The organism is Actinoallomurus acanthiterrae (assembly GCF_054775715.1).
Genome location: NZ_BAAHCO010000001.1, coordinates 11,771,334 through 11,793,966, shown reverse-complemented (window position 1 = coordinate 11,793,966; position 22,633 = coordinate 11,771,334). Strand labels below are relative to the sequence as shown.

The 22,633-nt window shown below is 70.3% G+C and carries 19 protein-coding genes and 1 pseudogene; 10 read left to right on the top strand and 10 right to left on the bottom strand.

The window, feature by feature from the left end:
• Nucleotides 1–628: 628 nt before the first annotated feature.
• Nucleotides 629–1,906: a pentapeptide repeat-containing protein gene (locus ACYVF7_RS55590; protein WP_460356108.1), complete on the bottom strand. Its 1,278-nt coding sequence runs from the start codon at nt 1,904–1,906 to the stop codon at nt 629–631.
• A gap of 147 nt (nt 1,907–2,053) precedes the next feature.
• On the opposite strand from ACYVF7_RS55590, the gene ACYVF7_RS55585 reads away from it, so the two are divergent.
• Both ACYVF7_RS55585 and ACYVF7_RS55580 read left to right on the top strand, forming a co-directional pair.
• Nucleotides 2,054–2,428, top strand: coding sequence for a membrane dipeptidase (locus tag ACYVF7_RS55585; RefSeq protein ID WP_460358594.1), 375 nt, complete (start codon nt 2,054–2,056; stop codon nt 2,426–2,428).
• Between the two features lie 264 nt (nt 2,429–2,692).
• Complete coding sequence (locus tag ACYVF7_RS55580; protein WP_460358155.1) at nt 2,693–3,148, top strand: carboxymuconolactone decarboxylase family protein; 456 nt, start codon at nt 2,693–2,695, stop codon at nt 3,146–3,148.
• A gap of 177 nt (nt 3,149–3,325) precedes the next feature.
• On the opposite strand, the gene ACYVF7_RS55575 is transcribed toward ACYVF7_RS55580, so the two are convergent.
• The 5 genes and pseudogenes from ACYVF7_RS55575 to ACYVF7_RS55555 all read right to left on the bottom strand — a co-directional run bounded on the left by ACYVF7_RS55575 (nt 3,326) and on the right by ACYVF7_RS55555 (nt 8,215).
• The gene (locus tag ACYVF7_RS55575) at nt 3,326–5,020 is read right to left on the bottom strand and encodes a hypothetical protein (protein ID WP_460356107.1); all 1,695 of its coding nucleotides are present in this window, start codon (nt 5,018–5,020) and stop codon (nt 3,326–3,328) included.
• Complete coding sequence (locus ACYVF7_RS55570; RefSeq protein WP_460356104.1) at nt 5,017–6,009, bottom strand: CU044_5270 family protein; 993 nt, start codon at nt 6,007–6,009, stop codon at nt 5,017–5,019. Before ACYVF7_RS55570 ends, ACYVF7_RS55575 begins: the two co-directional genes overlap by 4 nt.
• Nucleotides 6,010–6,011: 2 nt before the next feature.
• Nucleotides 6,012–6,614, bottom strand: a complete 603-nt coding sequence (locus tag ACYVF7_RS55565) for an RNA polymerase sigma factor (RefSeq protein ID WP_460356101.1) — start codon at nt 6,612–6,614, stop codon at nt 6,012–6,014.
• A 306-nt stretch (nt 6,615–6,920) separates the two neighbouring features.
• Nucleotides 6,921–7,340, bottom strand: coding sequence for a hypothetical protein (locus ACYVF7_RS55560; RefSeq protein WP_460356100.1), 420 nt, complete (start codon nt 7,338–7,340; stop codon nt 6,921–6,923).
• Between the two features lie 27 nt (nt 7,341–7,367).
• Nucleotides 7,368–8,215 (bottom strand): annotated as a pseudogene (locus ACYVF7_RS55555) (SCO6745 family protein).
• 121 nt (nt 8,216–8,336) lie between these two features.
• Between ACYVF7_RS55555 and ACYVF7_RS55550 the strand changes: the two are divergent.
• Complete coding sequence (locus ACYVF7_RS55550) at nt 8,337–9,167, top strand: NAD(P)H-binding protein (protein WP_460356098.1); 831 nt, start codon at nt 8,337–8,339, stop codon at nt 9,165–9,167.
• Nucleotides 9,168–9,251: 84 nt separating this feature from the next.
• Here the strand turns inward: ACYVF7_RS55550 and ACYVF7_RS55545 are convergent, their stop codons facing one another.
• Nucleotides 9,252–10,193, bottom strand: coding sequence for a hypothetical protein (locus ACYVF7_RS55545; protein WP_460356096.1), 942 nt, complete (start codon nt 10,191–10,193; stop codon nt 9,252–9,254).
• A 75-nt stretch (nt 10,194–10,268) separates the two neighbouring features.
• Entirely contained in the window at nt 10,269–10,706 is a 438-nt protein-coding gene (locus ACYVF7_RS55540) for a protein-tyrosine phosphatase family protein (RefSeq protein ID WP_460356093.1), read from the bottom strand.
• 196 nt (nt 10,707–10,902) lie between these two features.
• On the opposite strand from ACYVF7_RS55540, the gene ACYVF7_RS55535 reads away from it, so the two are divergent.
• From ACYVF7_RS55535 to ACYVF7_RS55505, 7 genes are all read left to right on the top strand, one after another.
• Nucleotides 10,903–11,874 (top strand): DUF5954 family protein, encoded by a 972-nt coding sequence (locus tag ACYVF7_RS55535; RefSeq protein ID WP_460356091.1) that lies wholly within the window; start codon nt 10,903–10,905, stop codon nt 11,872–11,874.
• Nucleotides 11,875–11,889: 15 nt separating this feature from the next.
• A complete protein-coding gene (locus ACYVF7_RS55530; protein WP_460356090.1) occupies nt 11,890–13,863 on the top strand; it encodes a protein kinase domain-containing protein in 1,974 nt (657 codons plus the stop codon).
• 144 nt (nt 13,864–14,007) lie between these two features.
• A complete protein-coding gene (locus ACYVF7_RS55525) occupies nt 14,008–15,297 on the top strand; it encodes a VWA domain-containing protein (protein ID WP_460358592.1) in 1,290 nt (429 codons plus the stop codon).
• A 2-nt stretch (nt 15,298–15,299) separates the two neighbouring features.
• A complete protein-coding gene (locus ACYVF7_RS55520) occupies nt 15,300–16,109 on the top strand; it encodes a hypothetical protein (RefSeq protein WP_460356089.1) in 810 nt (269 codons plus the stop codon).
• A gap of 116 nt (nt 16,110–16,225) precedes the next feature.
• The gene (locus ACYVF7_RS55515; protein ID WP_460356086.1) at nt 16,226–17,668 is read left to right on the top strand and encodes a serine hydrolase; all 1,443 of its coding nucleotides are present in this window, start codon (nt 16,226–16,228) and stop codon (nt 17,666–17,668) included.
• A gap of 569 nt (nt 17,669–18,237) precedes the next feature.
• Nucleotides 18,238–19,959, top strand: a complete 1,722-nt coding sequence (locus tag ACYVF7_RS55510) for an ABC transporter ATP-binding protein (RefSeq protein ID WP_460356083.1) — start codon at nt 18,238–18,240, stop codon at nt 19,957–19,959.
• Between the two features lie 35 nt (nt 19,960–19,994).
• The gene (locus tag ACYVF7_RS55505) at nt 19,995–21,035 is read left to right on the top strand and encodes a trypsin-like serine peptidase (RefSeq protein ID WP_460356080.1); all 1,041 of its coding nucleotides are present in this window, start codon (nt 19,995–19,997) and stop codon (nt 21,033–21,035) included.
• An 85-nt stretch (nt 21,036–21,120) separates the two neighbouring features.
• Here ACYVF7_RS55505 and ACYVF7_RS55500 read toward each other — a convergent pair whose 3' ends face one another.
• Both ACYVF7_RS55500 and ACYVF7_RS55495 read right to left on the bottom strand, forming a co-directional pair.
• A complete protein-coding gene (locus ACYVF7_RS55500) occupies nt 21,121–21,891 on the bottom strand; it encodes a L,D-transpeptidase (RefSeq protein ID WP_460356077.1) in 771 nt (256 codons plus the stop codon).
• An 85-nt stretch (nt 21,892–21,976) separates the two neighbouring features.
• Nucleotides 21,977–22,519 (bottom strand): hypothetical protein, encoded by a 543-nt coding sequence (locus tag ACYVF7_RS55495; RefSeq protein ID WP_460356075.1) that lies wholly within the window; start codon nt 22,517–22,519, stop codon nt 21,977–21,979.
• Between the last annotated feature and the right edge of the window lie 114 nt (nt 22,520–22,633).

The following is a 22,633-nucleotide window of genomic DNA, read 5'->3' as shown; positions in this document are numbered from 1 at the left end:
ATGACCAGGGTCACGAGATGGCCTGCACCGGTGTATTCGTATGACGCCTTTCGTGCGACGCATGGGTGACCGTCATCGCGCCGGAGCACGGGTCCGTTGTCACTCCACACCTCGATGTACATTCGGCAATTGCTCGGTACTGAGCCGACCTTATTGAGGTAGACGTCGGGAGTCACCTGCGTCGGGGAGGACGTGCCACGGTCGCTGATGCAAACTCCGACGTCCCATCCGTTGATCGGGATGTGCGGGTTACATCCGCCGGTCGTGGCTGCGGCCGTAGAGCCGGGTGAGAAGAACGAGAGACCCAGCAACAGGGTGCCGCCGAGAACGGCTCCCAGCCGCCGGCTTCTGATCGCTTTTGTCATGCCGTGCTCGCACCTTTCACTCCGTACGCGCGGAACTCCGGATCCGGCCGGATCGGAGTCGCTCGCCCCGGCAGATCGCGATCAGTTCTGGAACCGAGCGACCATGCCGTCGGGGGCGATGCGGCACGAGCGTGGCTCGGTCAGAAGGGTATGCACCAGGGTTTGAACCAATGTCGGACCACTCGTGGACCACGCGGCGACCAGGCTGGAATGCCGGCCAGGGCCGGAACGTCGATCCGGTGCGGGGATGCTCAGCGATTCGGCTACGGGAGGAGCGATCGAATCTTGGATCGGATGTCCATGCGTCGTCGTCGGCGTGCTCGGGCGGCTCTCGGGGAGCCGGTGGAGGTCGGGGGAACCCGCTCCAGGGTGGCCGTTTCGCCGCCCGTCGAGATCCGCCAGCCTGCGGGCCACACGTTCGGTCCCGACGGGTCCTTCACGGACACCTCGCTCAGGTCGAGCGGGCCGTGGAAGACGGCCTCACCGCAGGACACGCTGACGGCATAGGGTGCCTCTTCCGGCCAGTCTCCGAACCAGACTCCCGCGCCGAAGGTCGCTCTGCGGAAGCTGACCTCTTGGTGGAAGACCGCTCCGTCGAAGCGGACCCGCCCGCCGAAGGTCGTTTCTTGGAAGGCGGCCGTGCCATGGAATTCGGCGGCGGGGAAACGGGCCTGGTCGCCGGCGAACTCGATTTCCGACAGGTTCACGTAATCGTGGAACGAGGCGGAGTCGAAGAACGCACCTCCGTCGATGACGGCGTTGTGGAAGAACGCCGGGCCGTGAAAGACCGCGCCGTTCAGGCTCAGTGAGTCTGTCCGGCAGTAGGAGAACGTCGTACTGCCGTAGAACCGTGCCGAGCTGAAGTCAGGGAGCTCGGCCCGGCAGTGCGAGAAGTCGAAGTCGATGAGGACCGCGGTGGACAGGTCGACCTCCATGCCGTCCCAGAACGCGGGGCCGGGAACGTCGGGATCCAGGTCCAGCCAGACCTCGTGGTGAGGGCGCAGGTGGCCGGTCAGGATGCTCTGCGCGGCGAGGCGGACCTGGAGCTCCTCCTGCGCCGCGGCCCGATCCGGAGCCTCGGCGCCGAGAGTGCCGGGCGGGGTGTGGGGCATGCGCAGATAGGCGCAGATGACGTCGACGATGGTCTGCCGGTGGTCAGGGTTGTTCTGCGCCAGCCGTTCGAGCGCGTACAGGCCGGCCAAGCGGACCGGAGCCTTCTCGTTGCCGAGCTGATCGGCGGCCTTGCCGTACAGCTCGGTGATGCGCCGCTCGCGAGCGTCCTCTTCGGCATGCGACTGGGCCCGCTCGCCCAGCCACTGGCGGCGTATGGCCAGCACCAGCGCGATCGCGCCACCGGTCCCCGCACCCACGCTCAGCCCGGTCTTGATCGCATCGATGCGAAGGGCGGCGTCGGGCGCGCCGGTCTGGGCCAGCAGCCACGCGGTCGAGACCCACACCGCCGCGACGACCGCGACGACACCCCACACCACCCACCACCATGAGATCAGCCGTGGAGTGGTACGCCGCCGCCGCTTCGCCACCGCTCCACGGTTTCTCCGTGCGACACCGGTACCTGCCACAACCCGCGCCCCCCGGTTCCACCACCCGTTCGCCCGCATGGCGCCCATCCTCATGGTCCGGGCTTCACGGTGCTACTTCGGTGGATATGCGAGATTCTGTCGTCGTAGCTGATCGCCGCGATCGCCGCCACCGGCGGGGTGATCGGGCTGTGCGCGTTCCAGGCGTTCATCACCGCCGCGGGGAAACCTTCGTTGGATCAGTTGGTCGACCACGCCGTACATATCGCCGAACTGGTCGGGCCGGAGCATGTCGGGCTGGGGCTGGACTTCGCCGACGAGAGCGAAGAGGAGTACGACTTCTTCGGATACGACGAGCGGTACTATCCGCGTCCGCCGTGGGTGTGGCCGGAGGGTCTGGAATGGCTGCAGCACGCCCGCAACATCGCCCCGGCCCTGGCGTCCCGCGGGTTCACGCCCGCTGAGATCGACGGAATCCTCGGCGGGAACTTCCTGCGGGCGCTCGCCGCCATCTGGGGCGACTGAACCAACGGCCTGCCCCGCCGCGCGGTGCTCGGCGGCCGCAGGCGGATCCGTCTCCTCGAGCACGGCTGCGATCCCCTCGTGGGCCGCCGTCGCTTCCCTGTCCCGCCTCGGCGGAATCCCTCTGGGCCGAGTCGTCACTGTTCAAGGCCGTTTCGGCTGTCCCACGGTGTCCCATCGGCGTGGTCGTGGCAAGTCCGCTGGGCTGTGATGGTGTCACGCCCCGGAGGGAACGGGGCACCCACACCGAAGAGGGAGAGAATCATGATGCAGTCCCGGATGAAGAACCCGGCTTTCGTGCTGTCCGGCGCGATGCAGCCCATTCAGGAGATCTTCAAGGCCGTGCATTCTGGCGGGGTGGAGGAGCAGACGCTGGAGCTGGTGCATCTGCGGGTGAGCCAGATCAACGGCTGCAGTGCGTGTGTCGATGCCGGTGCCAAGACGGGGCGTAAGGCCGGGTTGAGTGATGAGCGGCTGGCCACGGTCGCGGCTTGGAGGGAGGCGCCGTACTTCAGTGATGAGGAGCGGGCGGCGCTGGAGCTGGCCGAGGCCGCGACCCGGCTGGCCGACCGCCCTGACGCGGTGAGTGATGAGGTCTGGGACGCCGCGGCGACCTACTTCGATGAGAAGCAGCTGGCCGCGATCGTCTTGATGATCGGTGTGACCAACCTGTTCAACCGGCTCAACGCCACCACCCGCCAGATCGCCGGCGCATGGGGATGAGACACGCCGGTCCCGGGCGGCGCGCATGAACCCGCCGCCCGGGACCGCTCGCCACATGTCCGCGAACGGTCCCTTGCAGGAGTGTCGGCCACGAGAAACCGTCTCTGGAGCCTCGGCTGATCATGAGCGCGCCCCCGTCCCGGCCTGAGAGGGCGTCGGGGCGGGGGCTCTACTCCGTCAGCGGGTGAGGCCGTACGCGTGGATCAGTGTCTGGTCGACGGCGTCGCCCGCGGCGTCGGCCGCTCTCGCCCGGAGGGACACGTAGTGCGCGTCCGCAGCGTTCCGGAGGGTCGCGGTCCAGTGGTCACCCGCCCGGGTGAGGGTGACCGGCCGCCAGGTGGCGCCGTCGTCGAAGGACGCGTCCAGCGTCAGCTTCTTCACGTCCGTGGCCACGGCTCCGCCGGGCCGTTCGACCCGCACCTCGACGTGCTGATCCTTTCCGGCGGGGGCGCGGTTCTGCTCGTCGAGCGCCGTCCGGTAGCGGACTGCGAGGAGCGGCAGCGTCGCCGAGTCGGTGTGCTCGGAGGTGAAGTCCCAGGTGACGTGCTGCCGAGTGGACAGGTCGGTCCAGGGGATGTCGCGTTGCGCGTCGGCGGTGAGACGGTAGGTGGCGCGTCCGGGTGGCACGGTGGCCGTGAAGTTCGTCGGGTCGTTCCCGGTCGCCAGGACCTGGCCGTCATGGGTGAGCGCGAGGTTCACGGAGGCGCCAGGGATGTCCAGCCCGGCGGGGACGTTCGCGGACGACTCCATGTACATGCCGAGGTCCAGTACTCGTAGCTCGTCGCCGACCCGCTGGTTGTAAATGCCGAGGGCCGGGCCGAACGGGGCGACGTCCCGCGCGCGCTCGTAACGTCCGGCGTGATCGAATCGTTCGGTCACCATCTGTGTCTGCCGGGTGTCCGAATCGCAGGCGCCGGCGTTGGTGTCGTGCCACCAGTCGAATCCGGGGGTGAAGTACTCGACGCGCCGGTCCGGGAGCGGACGATCATCGGTCGGCGTGCTAACGACCGTGCCGTCCATCCAGACCGCTCCGGTCTGGGTGCTGACGCAGCCGGGACCACCCAGACCGGCGTACCGGGTCGCGACCTCGGCCTGGTCGGCGGTGCGGACATGGAACGTCAGATCGGCCGGGATCCGGTCGTGGAACGCGCCGGCGGCGTGGTAGAGGTACGGGCTCTTGGTCACGTCACCGTCCTGAGCGAGGTCGGCGTCGCCGTACACGGCCAGCCCGGGAGAGGCTCCGGTCGGCGTGACGTATCCGTTCGCCATGGTCAGACCGTTCAGCACGGTGAGCTGGCCGGCCACTTTCGCGGCGAGCACGATGACGCCGCTCGCCTTCAGCTGACGGGCGCCCGCCCGGTCGGCGGTCATCGACGGATGCCGGGCGGTACGCGCGTCGAGTGTCAGGGACGTGGCGTCCTTGATTGTGACATCGGGCCGGACGGCCAGCGTCACGGACGGCTCGCCGCTGGCGGTGGGCGTCAGGATGAAGGCGCGCACGTCGTAGCGGCCCGGTGGCAGTTCCGTGTGCAGGGTGCCCGCGTGATACGGCAGGTAGTAACTCTCGCCCGTCGTCATCTCGGTGAAGAACGTCAGGTCGTCGTAGTCCGTTGCGGGTTTCTCCCCGGTGCGGTCGAGCATCGTGAGGTCCACGGCCACGTTCGACGCCGCCGGTCGTGGGGTCCGCACCGCCGGGCGCGCGGCGAGGCGGCGGCGGACGCGCGGGTCCCACGTGGCCGCACCGCTGCTCCCGACCTTCGCCAGCGTTGCATGCGGTGCCTCAGGACGGGTGACGGCCGTGGCCGAGACAGGAGCCATGGCGGTGCCCGACGCGATGGCGGCCATGGCGAGCGTGCTGATCAGGGTTCTCATCGGGAAACTCCAGGCTGGTCGACGATGGCGGTGGTCAGCTGGGCCGACCAGCCGAGGATCTGGCCCTTCTTGAACCGCGAGCTGCCATCCGTGCCGGTCGAGGTGTGGTCCTTCACGGCGATGGCGCGGTGCCCGAGGAAGGCGTACGTGGCCGGGTCGATGATGACGTCGGTGCGCAGGTAGCCCTCGTCGATCCGGTACAAGGCCACCCCGTGGCGTCCGGCGGCGTCGGTCACGTTTTTGTCCAACCGGACACCGGGAATCGCGGCGAGCGCGCCGTACAGGGCCGCGCGCAGTTTGGGAGGCAGGGCGCTGCGGCGCATCAGGTCCTGGATCGTGGTGAAGGCCCCGGCGTCGCGCCCGAGCGGCGTCTGCCCCGCCTGTTTGTAGACGAGGGCCAGCAGGGCCTTCGGGTCGGTGGGCAGCGACCGGAGGTAGGTGTAGTCGGTGCGCGGTACGGCCGAGCGGTCCATCGGCGTGGTCGGGACGGAGTTGAGCCGTCCGCCGTTCTCCTTGGTCGCCCGTCGCATGCCGTCGACCCTGAGCCAGCGTTCGACGGTGATGCGCCCGTCGGGGCGCCCGGCCAGGGCTCCTCCCGTACCGGCGGAGGAGGTCGCGAACATCTCCTTGACGTAGGTCCACTGGTCGGGGCGCGGGTTCAAAGCGGGCTCGGTCGCCGCCTTGAGCGTGGCCCGGTGGGCCAGTTCGGCCGCCGAGGCGACGGGGCCGGCGGGCAGGCCCGGGATGCCGGTACGGCGGTGGCCGTTCTCGTCGACGCCTCCGAGGTTCTGGGCGACGGTCACCCCGGCGGCGAGCGTGACGGCGAGGGCGCCGACGGCCACGATCCGTACGCCCGTGCGCGGCAGCCGGACGCGGGGGCCGCGCTCGTCGAATCGCGCGGTCACCCGCGACCGGACCTCAGCCAGCCGTACCGGCTCGGGCTCGGCCAGGGACGCCCGCATCCGCCGCAGTGTGTTCAGGTCACTCATGGTCAGTCCTCACTCGTCGTCATCGGGGTACCGAGGGCCGTGCGCAGCTTTCGCCGGGCTCGGTTGAGGCGTGAGCGCACCGTGCCGACCGGCACGTCGAGCGCGCGGGCGACCTCCTCGTACGAGAGGTCGCCCCAGGTGAAGAGGAGCAGCGCGTCGCGGTCGCGTTTCTTCAGCGACGCGAGCGCGGTGGCCAGGCGTGAGCCCTCCGCCTCGGCGGAGACGGCGTCGGCCACCCGCTGGGCGTGGCCCTCGGCGGCGAGCGGGTCGGCTCCGGAGCGGGCGTACGCGCGGTACATCCGCACCTCGGCCCGCCGTCGCTCGCCGATCAGGTTGGTGGCGATGCCGTACAGCCATGGGGCCGCGTCCGTACGGGAGAGGTCGTAGCGTGCGCGGCGGCGGAAGGCGATGAGGAACGTGTCGGCGACGACGTCGTCGGCGGCGTCGGGGCCGAGGCGGCGCGCGACGTATCCGCGTAGCCGGCCGGCGTGCCGATCGAAGATCGTTGCGAAGAGCTCGGGGTCGCTCCTCGACCGCTCGATGAGGCTCGCGTCATCGACCTCGGTCGACGACGCGGCCCGCGAGCGTGGTGGCGCTGCGGCCATAAAGGGGTGTCCCTTCGTCAGGGCCCGTTGCGGGCACCGGGCGGGTCACCTCTCCTTGGCCGACGGGGCGGTCCGGGTTCACGCCGATCCTTGGCGGATGGGCTGACCCGGGTTCGCGCCGGTCCCTGGCGGATGGGCTGACCCGGGTTCACACCGATCCTTGACCCGGGTTCACGCCGCGGGATCCAGGCCGTTCTGCTCGACCCTGATCACCTGGACGGTGGCGATGTCGGCGTCCAACGGCGGCTGCCGAAGGACCTGGCCGTGGTCGCCCCGCGCCGGCCGGTTACGGCCGGGCCGCGCGGGCTATTCGTGTGGAACGGTGCAGGCCCGCAGGTGGTGCTCGATCAACTCGACATCGGCCACGTCCTTCGGCCGGCCGAACGTCCGCTTCCATTTCAGTACTTCGGACAGTGGCGCGAAGGGCACGTCCTGAATGAAGTCGGCCGACGCGATGATCGCTTCTGGCGTCGGGTCGTAGTCCCCGCAGCGCCACGTGTCGTACGCCTCGTAGATGCCGCTGGTCAGGTACAGCCCGTCGTTCGGCCCGGTGAGTTCCTTCTCCTCCCAGCCGCCGGCCTTGAGCGTCTGGTACAGGCTCGGCGTGACGAACAGGTCGACATCGGTCGTGTCGCGGATGCCGTGCGCCATCAGCGGGCCGCTGCCGAACACCACATATTGACCGAGCGGCAGATCAAGGCGCTTGACCTCGGCGAAGATGTCCATTTCCGGCATCGTAACGGCGCGAACGATTCACCACTTGGGGGGCTGGACGGTGGCGATGCCGAGCGTGTTGGTGCCGGGCAGGAGACCGGACAGGAGCGCGGCGGTGAGGATGGGGTTGTTCAGTTCGACGAGCCGGTCCATCTCGGCCTCGGTCAGCGCCGTCCAGGCTACGGCGGCGAGCCGGTCGGTGAGCCGTTCGACCTGGTCGCGGCCCTCGAAGCCGCGGTCGGTGGCCTTGCCGTCGGCGTCGATCCAGCCGCGCGACCGCAGCCGGTCCGCGGCCGCCTCCCACTGCTCGGGGGTCCACTGTCGTCCGCCGAAGGTCTCGGCCGGGGCGGCGCCGATGGCCGCGAACGAGACCAGGGCCTCGCACGGGTCCAGGCCGGTGGTGAGCAGGGCGGCGACATGCCCGTCGCCGCGCTGTTCGCGGATGATGGTGATCGCCTGCCACAGCACCAGGTGCGGCTCGTCGGGCCAGGGCAGGTCGGCGTTGCCCGCCGCCAGGGGCCGGCGGTGTCGGCGGCCTCGGCGACCCTGCGTACGAGCCCGGCGGCCTCCGCGAACTCGGCCGTGCCGATCTGGTCGCCCATCAGCCCGCGGAACAACCGGTCGACCCCGCGCAACCTCGCGGCGAGCACCTGCTCGGAGCCCGCGATGGTCCAGGCGGGGGCGACGTGCTCGGCCACCATCTGCGGGCTGAAGCTGTAGAACGCCGAGGCCACCCGTTCCGGGCCGGGCGCGCCCAGGGGCGCCGCACGCAGCGGGAAGTAGGTCGGCCATCGGGTCGCCACGTCGTATCCGAGGGCCGCGAGCTCCTCGAACACGTCGGGCGCGTAGTAGACCAGCGCGTGAACCGGCTCGAACTGCTGCCACATCCGGCGTGCGGCCTGCAGGTAATAGGTGTCGGGCGTCATGGTGCACATCCTGGCGCACGGCGGCGCGCGCCTGTGGTCTCATGTGGATGATCTTGCATCGAGCGACTCCTCGGAGGTCGAAATGATCTTGATTACCGGTGCGACCGGCAATGTGGGCTCCGAGCTGGTGAGCGCGCTGGCCGCCGCGGGACAGCGGGTCCGCGCCCTCGTCCGCGACCCACGGAAGGCGACGCTGCCGGCGGGGGCCGAGGCCGTCGTCGGAGACCTGAACCGGCCCGAGACCATGACGGACGCGCTGGCCGGGGTGAGCGCGGTCTTCCTGATGTCGGGATACGCGGACATGCCGGGCCTGCTGGCGCGGGTACGCGAGGCGGGGGCGGAGCGCGTCGTCCTGATGTCGGGCGGCTCGGCCGGAAGCGGGGACCTGAGCAACGCGGTGTCCCGCTACATGATCCTGTCCGAGCGGGCCGTCCGGGAGTCGGGCGTGCCGTGGACGTTCATCCGGCCCAGGGCGTTCATGTCCAACGCCCTCCGCTGGCTGCCTCAGCTCGCGGCCGGTGACGTGGTGCGGGTCCCGTTCCCCACCGTGCGCGCCGCCGTCGTCGACCCGTACGACATCGCGGCGGTCGCGGCGCGGGCGCTGGTGACCGACGAGCACGAGGGCCGGATCCACGTGGTGTCGGGCCCGGAGTCGCTGCTCCCGGCGGATCAGATCGCCGTACTGGCCAAGGTGCTCGAGCGGGACCTGCGCTGCGTGGGCCTGACCGACGAGGAGGCCCGAACGGAGATGGAGGCGTCCATGCCGGTCGAGTACGTCGACGCCTTCTTCGACTTCTACGTCGGCGGCACGCTCGACGAGTCACCGGTCGAGCCGACCGTGCGGGAGGTGACCGGGCGGCCGCCGCGTACCTTCGAGCAGTGGGCGCGGGCCCACGCCGACGCCTTCCGCTGATCCCCTGAACGGCCCCAGAGGCAGCCGGGACCCGGCCGTAACCGCCCCGCGCCGGGCGGGTACCGCCGGGCCCCGCGCGGGCCGTCAGTGCAGCTTGTCGAACGTCACCGATCCGCCGAGGTTCTCGTCGTCGGTGCCCCAGATCGCCTGGCCGCCGGGCAGCGCGACGATGCCCTCGACCTTACGGTCGTCCTTCTTGGTGAACTTGCGCAGCGGCTTCAGGCTGCTCGTCTTCTTCAGGTGGAGTACGGGCGTGCGCCCTCCCTTGATGGTCAGCTTTCCGGCGTTGTAGACGGCCGAGCTGAAGGGGCCGTTGTCGTCGTTCGGGTCCTGCGCCGACGACACCAGGACGGTGCCGTCGCTCAGCACCTTCAGGTCGCTGATGTGCCGTACCTCGTTCGCGCTCGGGAACGGCACGGCGAACTTGGCCTTGTCGGCGGTCTTGCCGATGCTGAGACTCGCCTTGCCGACCGTCGCAGCGGCGGTGCGGACGACGGCCTTCTCGGAGTTCTTGCCGCGGGTCGCCCACACGGCGAAGACCTTGCCGACGGAAGTGCGGTACAGCGCGAAGCTCTCGTAGTTGTCGCCGCTCTTCCGGTCCGGGAGGGAGACGGGCGAGCCCTGGACCGTGGCCGTGCCGCCGGCGATCGCGACGTGGTACGCCGTGCCCTCGCTGGCCAGCGCGATGTAGTGGTTCTTGCGGCCCGGAACGGCGTCGATCGCCTCGACGTCCTTGGGCAGGGGGCCCTTCCAGGCCAGCGGGGTGACCACCGGGGCCTTGCCGGGCCGGAGCCGTACGGTGGAGATCCGGTTCTGTCCGTCCGCCTTGTTGTCGCGCACGATGACGACATCCGCCCGGTCACGGCCGACGGGCGCGCCCGCGACGAGGGCCATGCCGCTCACGCCGCCGGTGATGTCCGTGCCGACGCGCTGCCAGGCCAGCGACTGCGCGGCCTGTGCGGGGAAGGCCGTGGCCAGGACGGCGCCGAGCGCGGCGGTCGAAACGATCAGTTTGTTCTTGATCACGAACCGGAATCGTAGACGACCGTGATCTTGCTCGGGCCCGGGTCCCGGCCTACCGAGGTGAACCCCGGCCGAACATCACGCGTCCGTCGAGAAGCGGGCGACGTAGCGGCGTTGCCAGGGCGTTTCGACGGCGCGCTTCGCGTAGTGCTCCCGGACGTACGCGACCGCCTCCGAGCCCGGTACCCCGTCCAGTACGGCGAGGCAGGCCAGCGCGGTCCCGGTCCGGCCGACCCCGCCGCCGCAGGCGATCTCGACGCGCTCGGTCTCGGCGCGTTTCCAGGCCTCGCGGAGCGCGTCCACGGCGTCGGCGCGGTCGGACGGCAGGCGGAAGTCCGGCCAGCGCAGCCACCGCGTCTCCCACGCGACGGACGGTGGTTCGTGGCCGAGGAGGTAGAGCCCGTACGCGGGCGCCGGTCCGTCCGGGAGCGGGCGGCGGAGTCCCCGGCCGCGGACGAGCCGGCCCGATGGCAGCCGGAGTACGCCCACGGCGGTGGGCTCCCACGTAGTGATCATGGAACGAGAATAGCGGTGCTTCTCCGGCCGGTGTCGCTTATCAGGGCATTAAATGGATATATTTCGCGAATCAGTCTTTTCCTGAAAGGGTGTTATTTTGCGGCCGACGGCAGTGTGAGCTGCGGTGATGGATCTGCTTTCCCGCCGATTCGGCGAAATCGATGCGGGCCGCGGAATCTGCGGTAAGGATGGGGGCATGTCCTTTCCGTTAATGCCGGGGTTCGACCACATCAATGTGGTGGCCGACCTCGACCCGGTCGCCGCGATGCGGGACAGTGACCTCGGGGACCGCATCCGGACGTATTCCAAGCTCCTCCCCGCAGGGTCGCCCGACTTCGGGTACGCCGTGCAGCGGGGCACCGAATGGCGCATCGGCTGCGTCGGGGCGATGGATCCAGAAGGCGCCCGCTACAGTCTCGCCGCCGGCCTGCGCATCGAGGCGAAGGAGCGGGAGAAGGACCCGGAGACCGCCTGCGCGATGCGCGCGGCGGCCGATCGGCTCGACCCGGAGGACGGCAAGCAGCTTCCCAAGGACGAGTGGGAGATCGGCGACCGTCGCTTTCGGGTGATCCGGATCGAGAAGTTCACCCTCATCGGGCGCCGGGTGATGGAGCCGCCGAGGGCGACCGACACCGACCCTCCCGACGAGGCGCGTTTCCTCGAGGACCACCTCATCGACCCCCGGGCGCCGGCGGGGCAGTGGGAGGCACAGCTGCGCTTGAACCTCGTCGGGCACCTGCCCATCCCCGGCACGGTGCCCGAGACGGTGGAGCTCGAGGCCCGCCACGCGATCCGCACCCATCCCGGCGTGGTCCTCCTCCCGCCCACCTTCACCGTCGTCGAGATCAAGGGGGACACCTGGGACCCACTCACCGGCGCGGACGGTCCCGGCCAGGCACGCACCCATCTGGCGAGGTACTTCAGCGAGCTGCTGCCCCGGCTCCTGGAGTTCCAGGGCGAGCCCGCCGAGCCCGAGGAGATCGCCGAGTGGGAGGACGCCGCGGAGCGGATCGAGGCGATGAGCGGGCCGGAGTTCGCCGTGCTGAACCGCAGGTTCCGCATCGTCCGCGTCTCGCGGATGCTCCGCGTCGGCAGGGACGGCCCCGAGGGACCGCGCCCGTCCGACCAGGAGCGATACGGCATGCACGGGACCCAGTCACGATCCTGAGCGCGCCGATCACGCGTGCCGCCGCAACCCGAGGTCACGAATCTCGATGCGATCTCCAGCAGTGGCGCTACCTTGATCATTATGGAGTTCGTCTCGGCGCCGACCCTCGCGGAGGCCGTCGACAGAGATGGCCCGTTGCCGGTGGCCAGGGTCGCCGCGATCGGGCTCGCGTTGCTGGCGGCCCTGGACGAGGCACACCGAACCGGCGTCGTGCACGGTGACCTGAAACCGGCGAACGTCATGCTGCTGCCGGGTGACCGGGTCGAACTCGCCGATTTCGACCTCACGCGGATCGCCGGCCACCCCGCCCCGACACGCACCGGAACGCTTTTCGGCTCACCCGCGTACATGGCGCCGGAACAGGTCCGGGGAGACCGCGGGGACGCCGCGACCGACTGGTGGGCGCTCGGCGCCACGCTGTACTACGCGGCCGAAGGCACGTCCGCGTTCGAACGCGACAGGTACGAGGCCTCCATCGCCGCCGTGCTGAACGAGTCGCCACCGCCACCGAGAAGGGCGGGCACCGACCTCGCCGCGTTGTTCTCCGCGCTGCTCGACAAGGATCCTTCGCAGCGCCCTGGATCGGAGTACATCCATACGGTGCTCGAACGTGTCGCGTCGGGCGAGGCGACGTCCGCGTCGGCCCCGGAATCACCACCGGTGCCGACGCGGCCCGCACCGGTACGGCCGTCCGCGTCGGAGTCGCTGACGGCCGGGATCGGCCGGGCGATCGAGAACGCCATCCAGACCGGCGCCATCCCGGTGCCGGACACGACCACGCACCGACGGGATGCCGCACCCGGTCCGCCGTCCCGTGGCAGGCGGCGGGCCGTCCGTCGCGGCCTGCTCGCCGCGGGGGCGACCACGCTGGTCGCCGTGGTCGTGCTCGGGTTCGTCGGCGTGCCGCGCCTGCTCGCGCATGACCACCACCGTCCGGCGGGCCGTCACGGCACGTCCGCGCCTCCGGCGGTCCGTCATGGCACGTCCTCGCAGCCGGCGATCCGCCCGTCCTCCGTGGCCCCGGGCACCGCGCTCCGCCGTCTCCAGGCGTGTCACGCTAGGCCGGCCGGTGTCGCCTCGATGGCGGTGACGACCGTGAACGGCCATCCGACGGTCGTGGCCGGTTGCGGTGACGACACCGTGAAGATGGCCGATCTGGAGACCGGCGCGCTCGGCCGCTCGTTCACCGCCCCTGGAGCGTTGAGCGTGCAGTCGGTCGCGGCGGGCGCCTTCGACGGCCGGCAGGTCGTCGTCGCGGGTACGCAACTGAGCGGCGACGGCAACGACTACATCCGGATGTGGGACCTCACGACCGGCTCCGAGACGGGAAAGACCTTCACCGGTCACACGAACGGCGTGACGGCGGTGGCGTTCGCGCCGGTGGGCGGTCGGCAGGTCGTCGTCTCCGGCAGTTTCGACACGACCGTGCAGACCTGGGATCCGGCCACCGGCAGGACCGTCGCTCCGCGACTGGACACCCACGCGGAGGTGATCTCGCTGGCGTTCGCCAGGCTGGAGGACGGCCGGGAGGTCGCCGCCGACGGCGGTTACGGATCGGCCGTGCGGGTGTTCGACCGGACTTCGGGGCGCCAGATCGGCGCCACCTTCACCGGGCACAGCGCCCATGGCAGTGAGTACGTCACCTCCGTGGCGATCGGCGCCATCGGCGCACGCGAGGTCGTCGTCTCCGCCGGTGACGATTCGACGATTCAGGTGTCGGACCTGCTGACCGGTGAGAGGATCGGCACCGCGATCCGGATGGCCGCCCACGCGGTCGCCGTCGCCTCCCTGGGCGGCCGGCAGGTGATCATCGCCGGGGGCGCGGACCGCACCGTACGCCTGTGGGACCTCGCCACCGGAAAACCGGTCGGCGGCCCGTTCACCGGCGATTCCGTGGTCTCAGCGCTGTCGACCACGACGCTCGACGGCAGGCCCGTCGCGGTCGCCGGGTACGAAGACGGCTCGGTGTCCGTCTGGAGTCTCGCCTGACGACCCCGGCCGTCCTGCGGCGTCGCGGACTCGGGTCACCGGCGCGTATCCCGTCCATGCGTCGCAAGACCACCCAGCACTTGTGATGCGTCTTCCACCCGATTTAGTACGCCGGTTGGTGATCATTAGGATCCTCGGGTGATCATGAGACGACGGTTCGCGGCCGGCCTGCTGTGCCTGCTGGCCGCCTTGGCGATGTTCGGTGTTCCACCCGCCTCCGCCGCCAAAGCCACTGCCACCGAGCCGCCCAAGGTCGAGCTGGTCCTGGACGTCAGCGGCTCGATGCGGGCCAAGGACATCGACGGCCGAAGCCGGATCTCGGCGGCGCAGCAGTCCTTCGACGAAGTGGTGGACGCACTGCCGGGCGAGACGCAGCTGGGCATCCGGGTGCTCGGCTCCCGGTACCGCTACCCCGGCAGTCCCAAGACGGTCGGCTGCAAGGACACCGCGCAGATCAGCCCGGTCGGCCCGATGAACAAGACCGAGGCGAAGGCCGCGATCGCGACGCTGCGTCCGACCGGCTGGACCCCGATCGGGCTGGCCCTGCGGGCGGCGGCCAAGGACCTGGGCGCCGGCGAGACGACCCGGCGGATCGTCCTCATCACCGACGGAGAGGACACCTGCGCGCCGCCCGACCCGTGCGACGTCGCCCGCGAGCTCGCCGCGCAGGGCATCCACCTCGTCATCGACACGCTCGGCCTCAACCCGAACCAGAAGGTCCAGGCGCAGCTGACCTGCATCGCCAACGCGACCGGCGGAACGTACACCACCGTCCAGCACCAGCAGCAGCTCACCAGCCGGCTCAACCAGCTGGTCCGCCGCGCCGGCAGCACGTACCAGAAGACGCCTCGGCAGGTGGCCGGGGGCGCGCAGTGCGCCAACGCCCCGGTGCTGTCGCCCGGTGTCTACACCGACCGCGAGCAGTTCGGCGAGCACCGCGTCTACCGGGTGCCCGTGTCCTCCGGGCAGGAGCTGCGCGCCTCCGTGAGCGTCGCGCTCGACCGCAGGCTGAACCCGGACTACGGGGTGCTGCTGCGGGCGACGTCCCAGGACGGCCAGGAGCTCGTCCGCGGCACGGACGCGGGCAGCGGGCGTACCGACGTCCTGTCCACCGGCCTGCGCTGGTCCGACCAGCGCTCCGGCGAACCGTCCGGTCAGGACGCGTCCGCGTCGCCGTCCACGAGCGCGTCTCCGGCGGGCACCGTCTGCCTGGTGGTGAGCAACTCCTTCTCCGCGCCTCCCGGTGTACGGACGGCCCCCGGCATGCCGCTGGAGCTCACCGTCGACGTGGTGCCCTCCTCGCCCGCGCCGAGCGGCCCGGACCTCGGCCGCGGCTGGCTGCTGCTCGTCGTGCTCGCCGCCGCCGGCCTGGTCGCCGGGCTGATCCTCGGCTGGCTCGCCCGCTGGCGGATCGCCATCTGGAAGGAGAACTGACCGTGCGCGTAACGCCCCTTCTGGGCCTTCCGGTCGCGACCGCGGTCCTCGCGCTGGCCACCGCCGGGCCCGCCTTCGCCGGCGGCAAAGCGTCGCCCAAGCCCCACAAGACGGTCGGCACCGCCGGGACGTCGTTCCTCACCGCGACCACCGTACGGCCCGGACAGACCGCGCGGCTGTCGGCGTCGACCGGCGACTACCTGTACTGGCAGTTCGCTGCGGCGGCGGGTCAGACCGACCAGGTCGCCGTGACCGTCACCCTGCCGTCCGAGACGTCCCAGTCCGGGGCGGCGACCTGGACCGTCGACGTCTTCGACGGTCTGCGCCGCCGCCAGGCCTGCACCGGGGGACCGCAGTCCGCCACCACGCAGCAGGGCACGGCCAAGCTCGAACTGCACTGCGCGCTGCGGCAGATCCGCTCGTGGGCCGAGCCCTGGTCCAGCGACCCGCTGCCGGGCACCTACTACGTCCGGCTGTCGGCGGTCGGCCTGCCGAATCAGGGCGCCGGCCTGCCGGTCGACGTACGGCTGCGGATCAGCGCCAGGAACGGCAACGCCGAGCCGTCCGGTGCGCATCTGAAGGCGCCGTTGGCCCCCGCGGTCAACCCGGGGACCACCATGGCTCCGGAGGCGGCGCCCTCGGTGGAGCCGTCGGCCGTCAGCTCGGCGCCGAAGCCGCTGCAGCGCGCCAAGAGCTGGTTCTCCTGGCCGTCGACCCGGTGGTATTGGACGATCGGCGGCGGCCTGCTCGCCGCGGCCATGGGCGTCGCCGGCTACAGCCTGACCCGCCATCCCCGGCGCTGGTTCTCCTGATTCGCCGACCCGGGCGGGCGCGGTCGTACGACCTGCTCGCCCGGGCATCTGTCACAAGATCGTCGAAATCCGCGTTTCGGTCATCACCAAACGATCTCTTCGTTACCGTAATGATCATGCCAACAACTCGGATATGGGGGCGGAGCCTTGTCGGTTTCGTCGCTGTCGGCGCGCTGATGGGGTCGGCCTGCTCGCCGGCCCAGTCGGTCAAGTCCACGAGCGCCGACACGTCCGCCAAGTCGATCGCGACCACGCTGCAGCAGACGATGGACGGCCTGAAGTTCCAGGAGGTCCTCGACACCGACCCGGTCACGACGACTGCGCAGGCTCGTACGCTCAAGGCCCACTCCGTGGACAAGGACGCGCAGACGCCGAAACAGCGGGCCCGCCTGCTGGCCGCCGCCGACGACGCCAAGCCGATCTCCCAGCAGCCGCAGATCGACGCCACGGTCATCGAGCTGGACAAGCACAACCGACCCGTGTCGTCCGGCACGGTGCTGATGAGCCCGCAGTACCCGCACGGCAAGGTCGTGTCGGTGGACAAGAACTTCCACACCAGCGACGTGCGCTGGCGGCAGTGGGACGACTCCGGCTGGTACACCAACCACGCTCAGGGCACGATCGACGTGGTGCCGGGCCGGGAGAACGCCTCGACCGACTTCATGCTGCCCTACCCGGCCTCGGTCCTGAAGCTGATGATCAACTTCGGCGTGCTGCGCCTGGTCGACAAGGGCGTCGTCAAGCTCGACGACACCTACAGCTACCAGCCGACGGCCACCAGCAGCCTGTGTGGCGGGGCCACCAGCAACACCATCCGTCAGTACGTCGACGACTCGCTGACCTGGTCCTCCAACCCGGCCTCCTGTGCGCTGCTGAAGATGCTGTGGGACCACAACGCCGTGGACGACCTGAACCAGACGTTCCAGGACCTGGGTCTGGAGACGATGCAGGTCAAGGGGACCAACGCGGCCAACGGCGGGCACTGGAGCAACCCGGTCACGATGAGCTCCCTCGACACCGCCAAGCTGCTCACGCTCATCAACGGCGCGCCCGGCAAGGTCTGGACGGCCCCGAACGGCAAGGCCGTCACCCGGGACGTCCTGAGCAGGTCCTCGCGGGAGTTCTTCAAGAAGGAGCTCGGCGACCAGGGCATGAACGACGTGCTGTCCACCAGCAACTGGTGCGGCGCGGACTACCCGGCCCCCGGCATCCCGCAGGTCGTCCCGCAGCGGTGGATCGGCGCCGACGGCAGCGTGACCGTCGACGGTGACGCCTACCAGCACGACGTACGGCCCTGCAACGCCAAGGCCGAGGTGACCTTCGCCCACAAGACCGGCCTGGTCTCCAACTCCGGCAGCGACGCCGGAATCGTCCGGAACCTGCCCGGCAAGAACGGCCGCAACTACATCATCGCGATCTTCTCCAACCTGGGGAACCAGTACATCGACCCCAACCGCCCGCCGACGGCCCCGGGCGCCCACCCGGTCGCCTACAGCGAGAAGTACGCCCAGCTCGGCCTGGCCATCGACAAGTACGAGGCCGCGAGGCACGGCCGGTAGTACCCGAAGTGGTGTGACGGCCGCCGTGCGATCGCACGGCGGCCGTTGTCATGTTCCCGAGGGAAAGGTCTGGCCGCCCGGCGACCGGGTTCGCATGACGTCCGATCGCCGGGCGGAGTCGGGGGATACCGCGCTGGTGCGCCGGGATACCCGGAGAGCAGCCGGACTAACACGGAACGGAAGCTCGATCCAGACTGCTCGTGGACCACGGCGGGCCGTGGGTGCCCGCCGTCCGGTCTCAGGACGCGTCTCAGCCGGATCTTAAGCGGCTCTCATGTCCGTCTTCAGGGACTCTCAATCGAGGCCCCTAATGTCTTTCTCGTAAGCGCCGAAGGGCGACGGAGAAAGAAAGGACTCGAAAATGAGCTTCCGCAAGATCGTGCCGGTGCCCCCCAAGAAGAAGCCGGCTCCGAAGCCGCCGCGCAAGCACCACAAGAAGCACTGCAGCCCGCATCCCGCGCCGCAGCCCAAGCGCTGACCAGCGTTAACGGGGGGTAGGGGAGTCGGCGGGCGTGGCCCGCCGACTCCCTTTTCTCGTGCCCTGAGAAGTGTCCTGAGAAGAGGAAGAAATGCATCGGACGCCCGCCGCATCGAATCCTTCCGGTGTCTCCGCGAAGGACGCGTTCCGTCGATTCTGGCCGTACACGCGAGGGTTCCGCCGGTGGCTGGTCGTCGGCGCGCTGCTGCTGATTCTGTCGGCGGCCTGCGAGGTCGTCGCGATCTGGCTGTTCGGCGACATCACCGACCGCGTGCTGGCGGCCAAGGACCTGCACGCCTTCTGGACGCCGGCCCTGATCTGGCTGGAGGTCGCGGTCCTGACCGGTGTCGCGACCTTCGGCGGGAGCTACCTGACGGCCCTGGTCGGGGAGCGGTTCCTGCTCCGGCTGCGCGACGCCGTCTTCGCGCACATCCAGCGGCTGTCGCCGGACTTCCTCGACAACCGCCGGCTCGGCGACCTCATGGTCCGTCTCACGGGCGACATCGAGGCGATCGAGCAGTTCGTCGCCTCCGGGGTGATCCAGACCGTCACCGCGGCGGTCAGCGCCGTGTTCTTCGCCGGCGCGGCGCTGTACGTCCGCTGGGATCTGGCGCTGGTGTCGTTCGCCGTCGCGCCGCTGTTCTGGGTCGCCGTGCGGAACTTCACCTCACGGTTCCGCGACGCCGCCGTACGGGAGCGGGAGAGCAGCGGGGCGATCACGAGCGTGGTGGAGGAGAGCCTGTCGAACCAGGCGCTCGTCCAGGCGTACAACCGGGAGCGGGCCGAACGGGGACGGCTGCACCGGGAGGGGCTGTCCTGGCTGGAGGCCAAGATGGCCGAGACCCGGCTGGCGGCGCTGTACGAGCCGCTGGTGCAGGTCATCGAGACGGTCTGCGTGCTGGTGGTGCTCGGCTTCGGCGCGTGGGAGCTCACGGCCGACCGCGTCACGCTGGGCGGCCTGCTGTCCTTCGCCGCCTACCTCGGGTACCTCTACCCGCCGATCCAGAGCCTCGGCCACGTCAACCTGCTCGCCTCGGAGGCGACCGCGAGCGCCGAGCGGATCGTCGAGCTGATGGAGACGCGGCCCACGGTCGCCGACCGCCCGGCCGCCCGCACCCGGGCCGCGCGCCGCGGGCGGGTGGCCTTCGACGACGTCACCTTCCGGTACCCCGGCGCCGACCGGACCGCCCTCGCGAACCTGTCGTTCCGCGCCGGCCCCGAGGAACTCGTCCTGCTGACCGGGCCGAGCGGGTCGGGCAAGTCCACGATCACCAAGCTGCTGCTGCGCTTCTACGACCCGGAGGCCGGACGGATCCGCCTCGACGGCGTCGACATCCGCGAACTGTCGCTGGCGACCCTGCGCGACACGGTGACCGTGCTCCAGCAGGAGACCATGCTCTTCCCCGGCACGGTGCGCGACAACATCGCGTACGGCCGGCCGGGCGCCACCGACGAGCAGATCGTCGCCGCGGCGCGCGCCGCGGACGCCCACGACTTCGTCACCGCGCTGCCGGACGGCTACGACACCCTGGTCGGGCAGCGCGGCCGGCTGCTGTCCGGCGGGCAGCGCCAGCGGATCGCCATCGCGCGGGCGATGGTCCGCGACGCGCCGGTGCTGATCCTCGACGAGCCGACCACCGGCCTGGACGCGCCGACCGCCCGCCGGGTGCTGGAGCCCCTGCGCCGGCTGATGGCCGGCCGTACGACCATCCTCATCACGCACGACCTGCACCTGGCCCCCGAGGCCGACAAGGTCGTCACCCTTCGTCCCACTTCGACCGTTGATGATCCACAACTCGCGCGTTTGCCATAGGCTGCCCGGTCACATCCCCCTCACAAGGAGTGTCATTGGGTTCCCCCCGACTCATGGGCGGCGTCATGGCGGTCGCGGTCCTCGGTACGGTCGCGTCCGGATGTTCCTCCGCCACCTCGGCGCGGCCGCAGTCCGCCACGGTGACGCGCTCGGGCCCCGCGGCGGTCCAGTACGCAGACGATGACGCGAAGGCCGCCGCGTACTGGACGCCGGAGCGCATGAAGGCGGCGAAGCCGCTCGCGGACGAGGCCGGTTCGGCCGCCGAGCGGACGCTGCGCGCCACGGCGCAGCCCAAGGGTGGAGCGCCGGTGACCGTCGACCCCGTTCTGCCGTCGGCCGCCGCGACCCGGACCACCTCGGGCGGCGTCAGCGCGACCGGGAAGAAGCAGGCCACGTGGAAGCGCGGCGGCCTGGTCGCCAAGACGGCGGGCAAGCTGTTCGGCAAGGGTGACGGCGGCAGCGGCTTCGTCGCCTCGGCCAACGTCGTCACGAGCAAGGACGGCGACGTCGCCCTCACCGTCGCGCACGCGCTGCGCACCCCGACGGGCAAGTGGACGACGAACCTCGTCTTCGTGCCGGGCTACAAGAACGGCAAGGCGCCGTACGGAAAGTTCGCCGTGCGGCGGGCGTTCGTGCCCGGCGAGTACATGAAGAAGGACAGCGCCGGGAAGTGGGTGCGCGACCGGCGGTACGACTTCGGGGCCATCGTCCTCAAGCCCCTGAAGAACCGTAAGATCCAGGCGGTCGTCGGCGGCCAGGGCATCGCCTTCAACACCCTGGACCGGCCCACCGGCTACCTGTTCGGCTACCCGGCCAACGGCAACAAGGGCCAGACCCTGCAGTACTGCAGCGGTTCTCAGGTCAATGACCCGGCCGGCGTCATGACCCACGGCATGGCCTGTGACATGAACAGCGGCTCCAGCGGCGGGCCCTGGTTCAAGAAGTTCAACGTGACCAAGGGCAGCGGGTACCAGATCTCCGTCCACGCGGCGCACACCCCGAAGAGCCTGATCAGCTATGGGCCGTACTTCGGCGCCAGCGTGCTGGCCACCTTCCGCGCCGCCGAGAAGGCGTGACCCGTTGAGCCTGCCGGGGCCCGCCGTCCGCGCGGCGGCCCCGGCACCGGGGGCCAGAGGTCAACGGCGTCCGGCGGTCTCAGACCTAGGCGCTGATCTGCACCGGGGTGCCGAGCGGAAGCATCTTCGCCATCTTGGTGATGACGGGGTTGCCGACGCGGACGCAGCCGTGGCTGACGGAGTTGCCGAGTGACTTCGGCTCGTTCGTGCCGTGGATACCGATGATCGGGTCCTGGCCCTTGAACTGGGTGAGCTTCGTCGAGTAGCCGTTCAGCCCGTAGGCGTACGGCCCGTAGGCGCCCTTGGGATCCGGGGCCTGCAGGAGTTCGGCGATGTAATAGCGGCCGCCCGGGGTCGGGGTGTCGGCCTTCCCGATCGCGGCAGGCGTGTCGATGACCGCGTGCTTGCCCTGGTAGACCTTCACGCGGTGCGCGCCCTGGAGGACCTGCACCCAGTAGCTGGTCTTCGTGGTCGTGACGTCCTTCTCGGCGATCCAGCCCTGGCTGCCGTTCGGCGGCACCGGCAGCAGGACGTGCAGCCAGCCGGGCTTGCTGCCGATGACCAGGAAGACCCGGGTGACGCCGTCCGGGTTGGGGTTCTGCAGCTGCATGCTCGGCGAACTGTCCCCGGGGTTGGCGAAGATCTGGACGGTCTTCGCACGCGCGGTGGCGATCGTGCTCGGGGCCTCGCCCAGCTTCGCCGGCTCGGCGTCGGTGGCCTGGGAGTTCGCGCCGGCAGCCGGAGCGTTCTTGTCATGGTGGGCAGAGCCGCCGCAGCCGGTCAGCGTGATACCCAGGGCGACGCCGATCGCGGCTGCCGCCCAGCGGGGCCCCGATACGGCCGAGCTGATGGACATCGGTTCCGCTCCTTAGATCGTGGGTGGACGGTACGCGGACGGCCCGGGAACGCGCCTTCCCGGGCCGTCCGCGAACGTTCGGCCGTCAGCCGGTGAACTTCGGCTGCGCCTTGACCGGCGTCGCCGGACGCGCCTCGCCCGAGGGGGCGGTGGTCGTCGGCGACGGCGTCGCGGTGCTCGGCTTCGTCGGGCTCGGCTTCGGGTGGTGCTTCTTCGGCGGCGCCGGGTTCCCCGGCTTGCCCGGCTTCGACGGCTTCGGAGCGCCGGCGCAGTGCTTCATGCCGAACGCGCCGTGCCGCTGCCAGACGGGCAGGTCACTTCTGTCGGGGCGGTACGCGATCACCTTCACCATCGTCGCGTGGGTCGGCAGCGCCACGCTGCCGCCCGCGGGTGCCTGGATCTTGGAGCCGCTCTGGCCGTGCTGGTTGTCGCTCCAGGTGAAGGGCACCGCGCCCCAGCGGTTGGGGTTGGTGACCATCCAGCTCGGCTGGCCACTGGTGCCGCACTTCACGTCGAGCCGGAGCGCGGGGTCACGGTCGTTGCAGGCCCACGCGGGGGAGGCGGTCATCGTTACGGCGAGAGCGACCGCCGTACCGGCAAAGGTCAGTGTCGCCTTGTTCAGGCGCATGCAGGACCTCCAGAAATGGAAGTAGGTCGATGTGCGCCGTGAGGCTCATCCATCAACGGCGCACGCGGCACACTATCGGTCGGATACCGACTATGTCTCATTTATGGGCGATGC

Bases quoted from the DNA above. Each gene is read 5' to 3' on its own strand.
- ACYVF7_RS55580 (WP_460358155.1), top strand. From the start codon at position 2,693: ATGCAGTCCCGGATGAAGAACCCGGCTTTCGTGCTGTCCGGCGCGATG.
- ACYVF7_RS55575 (WP_460356107.1), bottom strand. From the start codon at position 5,020: ATGAGAACCCTGATCAGCACGCTCGCCATGGCCGCCATCGCGTCGGGC.
- ACYVF7_RS55570 (WP_460356104.1), bottom strand. From the start codon at position 6,009: ATGAGTGACCTGAACACACTGCGGCGGATGCGGGCGTCCCTGGCCGAG.
- ACYVF7_RS55565 (WP_460356101.1), bottom strand. From the start codon at position 6,614: ATGGCCGCAGCGCCACCACGCTCGCGGGCCGCGTCGTCGACCGAGGTC.
- ACYVF7_RS55560 (WP_460356100.1), bottom strand. From the start codon at position 7,340: ATGGACATCTTCGCCGAGGTCAAGCGCCTTGATCTGCCGCTCGGTCAA.
- ACYVF7_RS55550 (WP_460356098.1), top strand. From the start codon at position 8,337: ATGATCTTGATTACCGGTGCGACCGGCAATGTGGGCTCCGAGCTGGTG.
- ACYVF7_RS55540 (WP_460356093.1), bottom strand. From the start codon at position 10,706: ATGATCACTACGTGGGAGCCCACCGCCGTGGGCGTACTCCGGCTGCCA.
- ACYVF7_RS55535 (WP_460356091.1), top strand. From the start codon at position 10,903: ATGTCCTTTCCGTTAATGCCGGGGTTCGACCACATCAATGTGGTGGCC.
- ACYVF7_RS55525 (WP_460358592.1), top strand. From the start codon at position 14,008: ATGAGACGACGGTTCGCGGCCGGCCTGCTGTGCCTGCTGGCCGCCTTG.
- ACYVF7_RS55515 (WP_460356086.1), top strand. From the start codon at position 16,226: ATGCCAACAACTCGGATATGGGGGCGGAGCCTTGTCGGTTTCGTCGCT.
- ACYVF7_RS55510 (WP_460356083.1), top strand. From the start codon at position 18,238: ATGCATCGGACGCCCGCCGCATCGAATCCTTCCGGTGTCTCCGCGAAG.
- ACYVF7_RS55500 (WP_460356077.1), bottom strand. From the start codon at position 21,891: ATGTCCATCAGCTCGGCCGTATCGGGGCCCCGCTGGGCGGCAGCCGCG.
- ACYVF7_RS55495 (WP_460356075.1), bottom strand. From the start codon at position 22,519: ATGCGCCTGAACAAGGCGACACTGACCTTTGCCGGTACGGCGGTCGCT.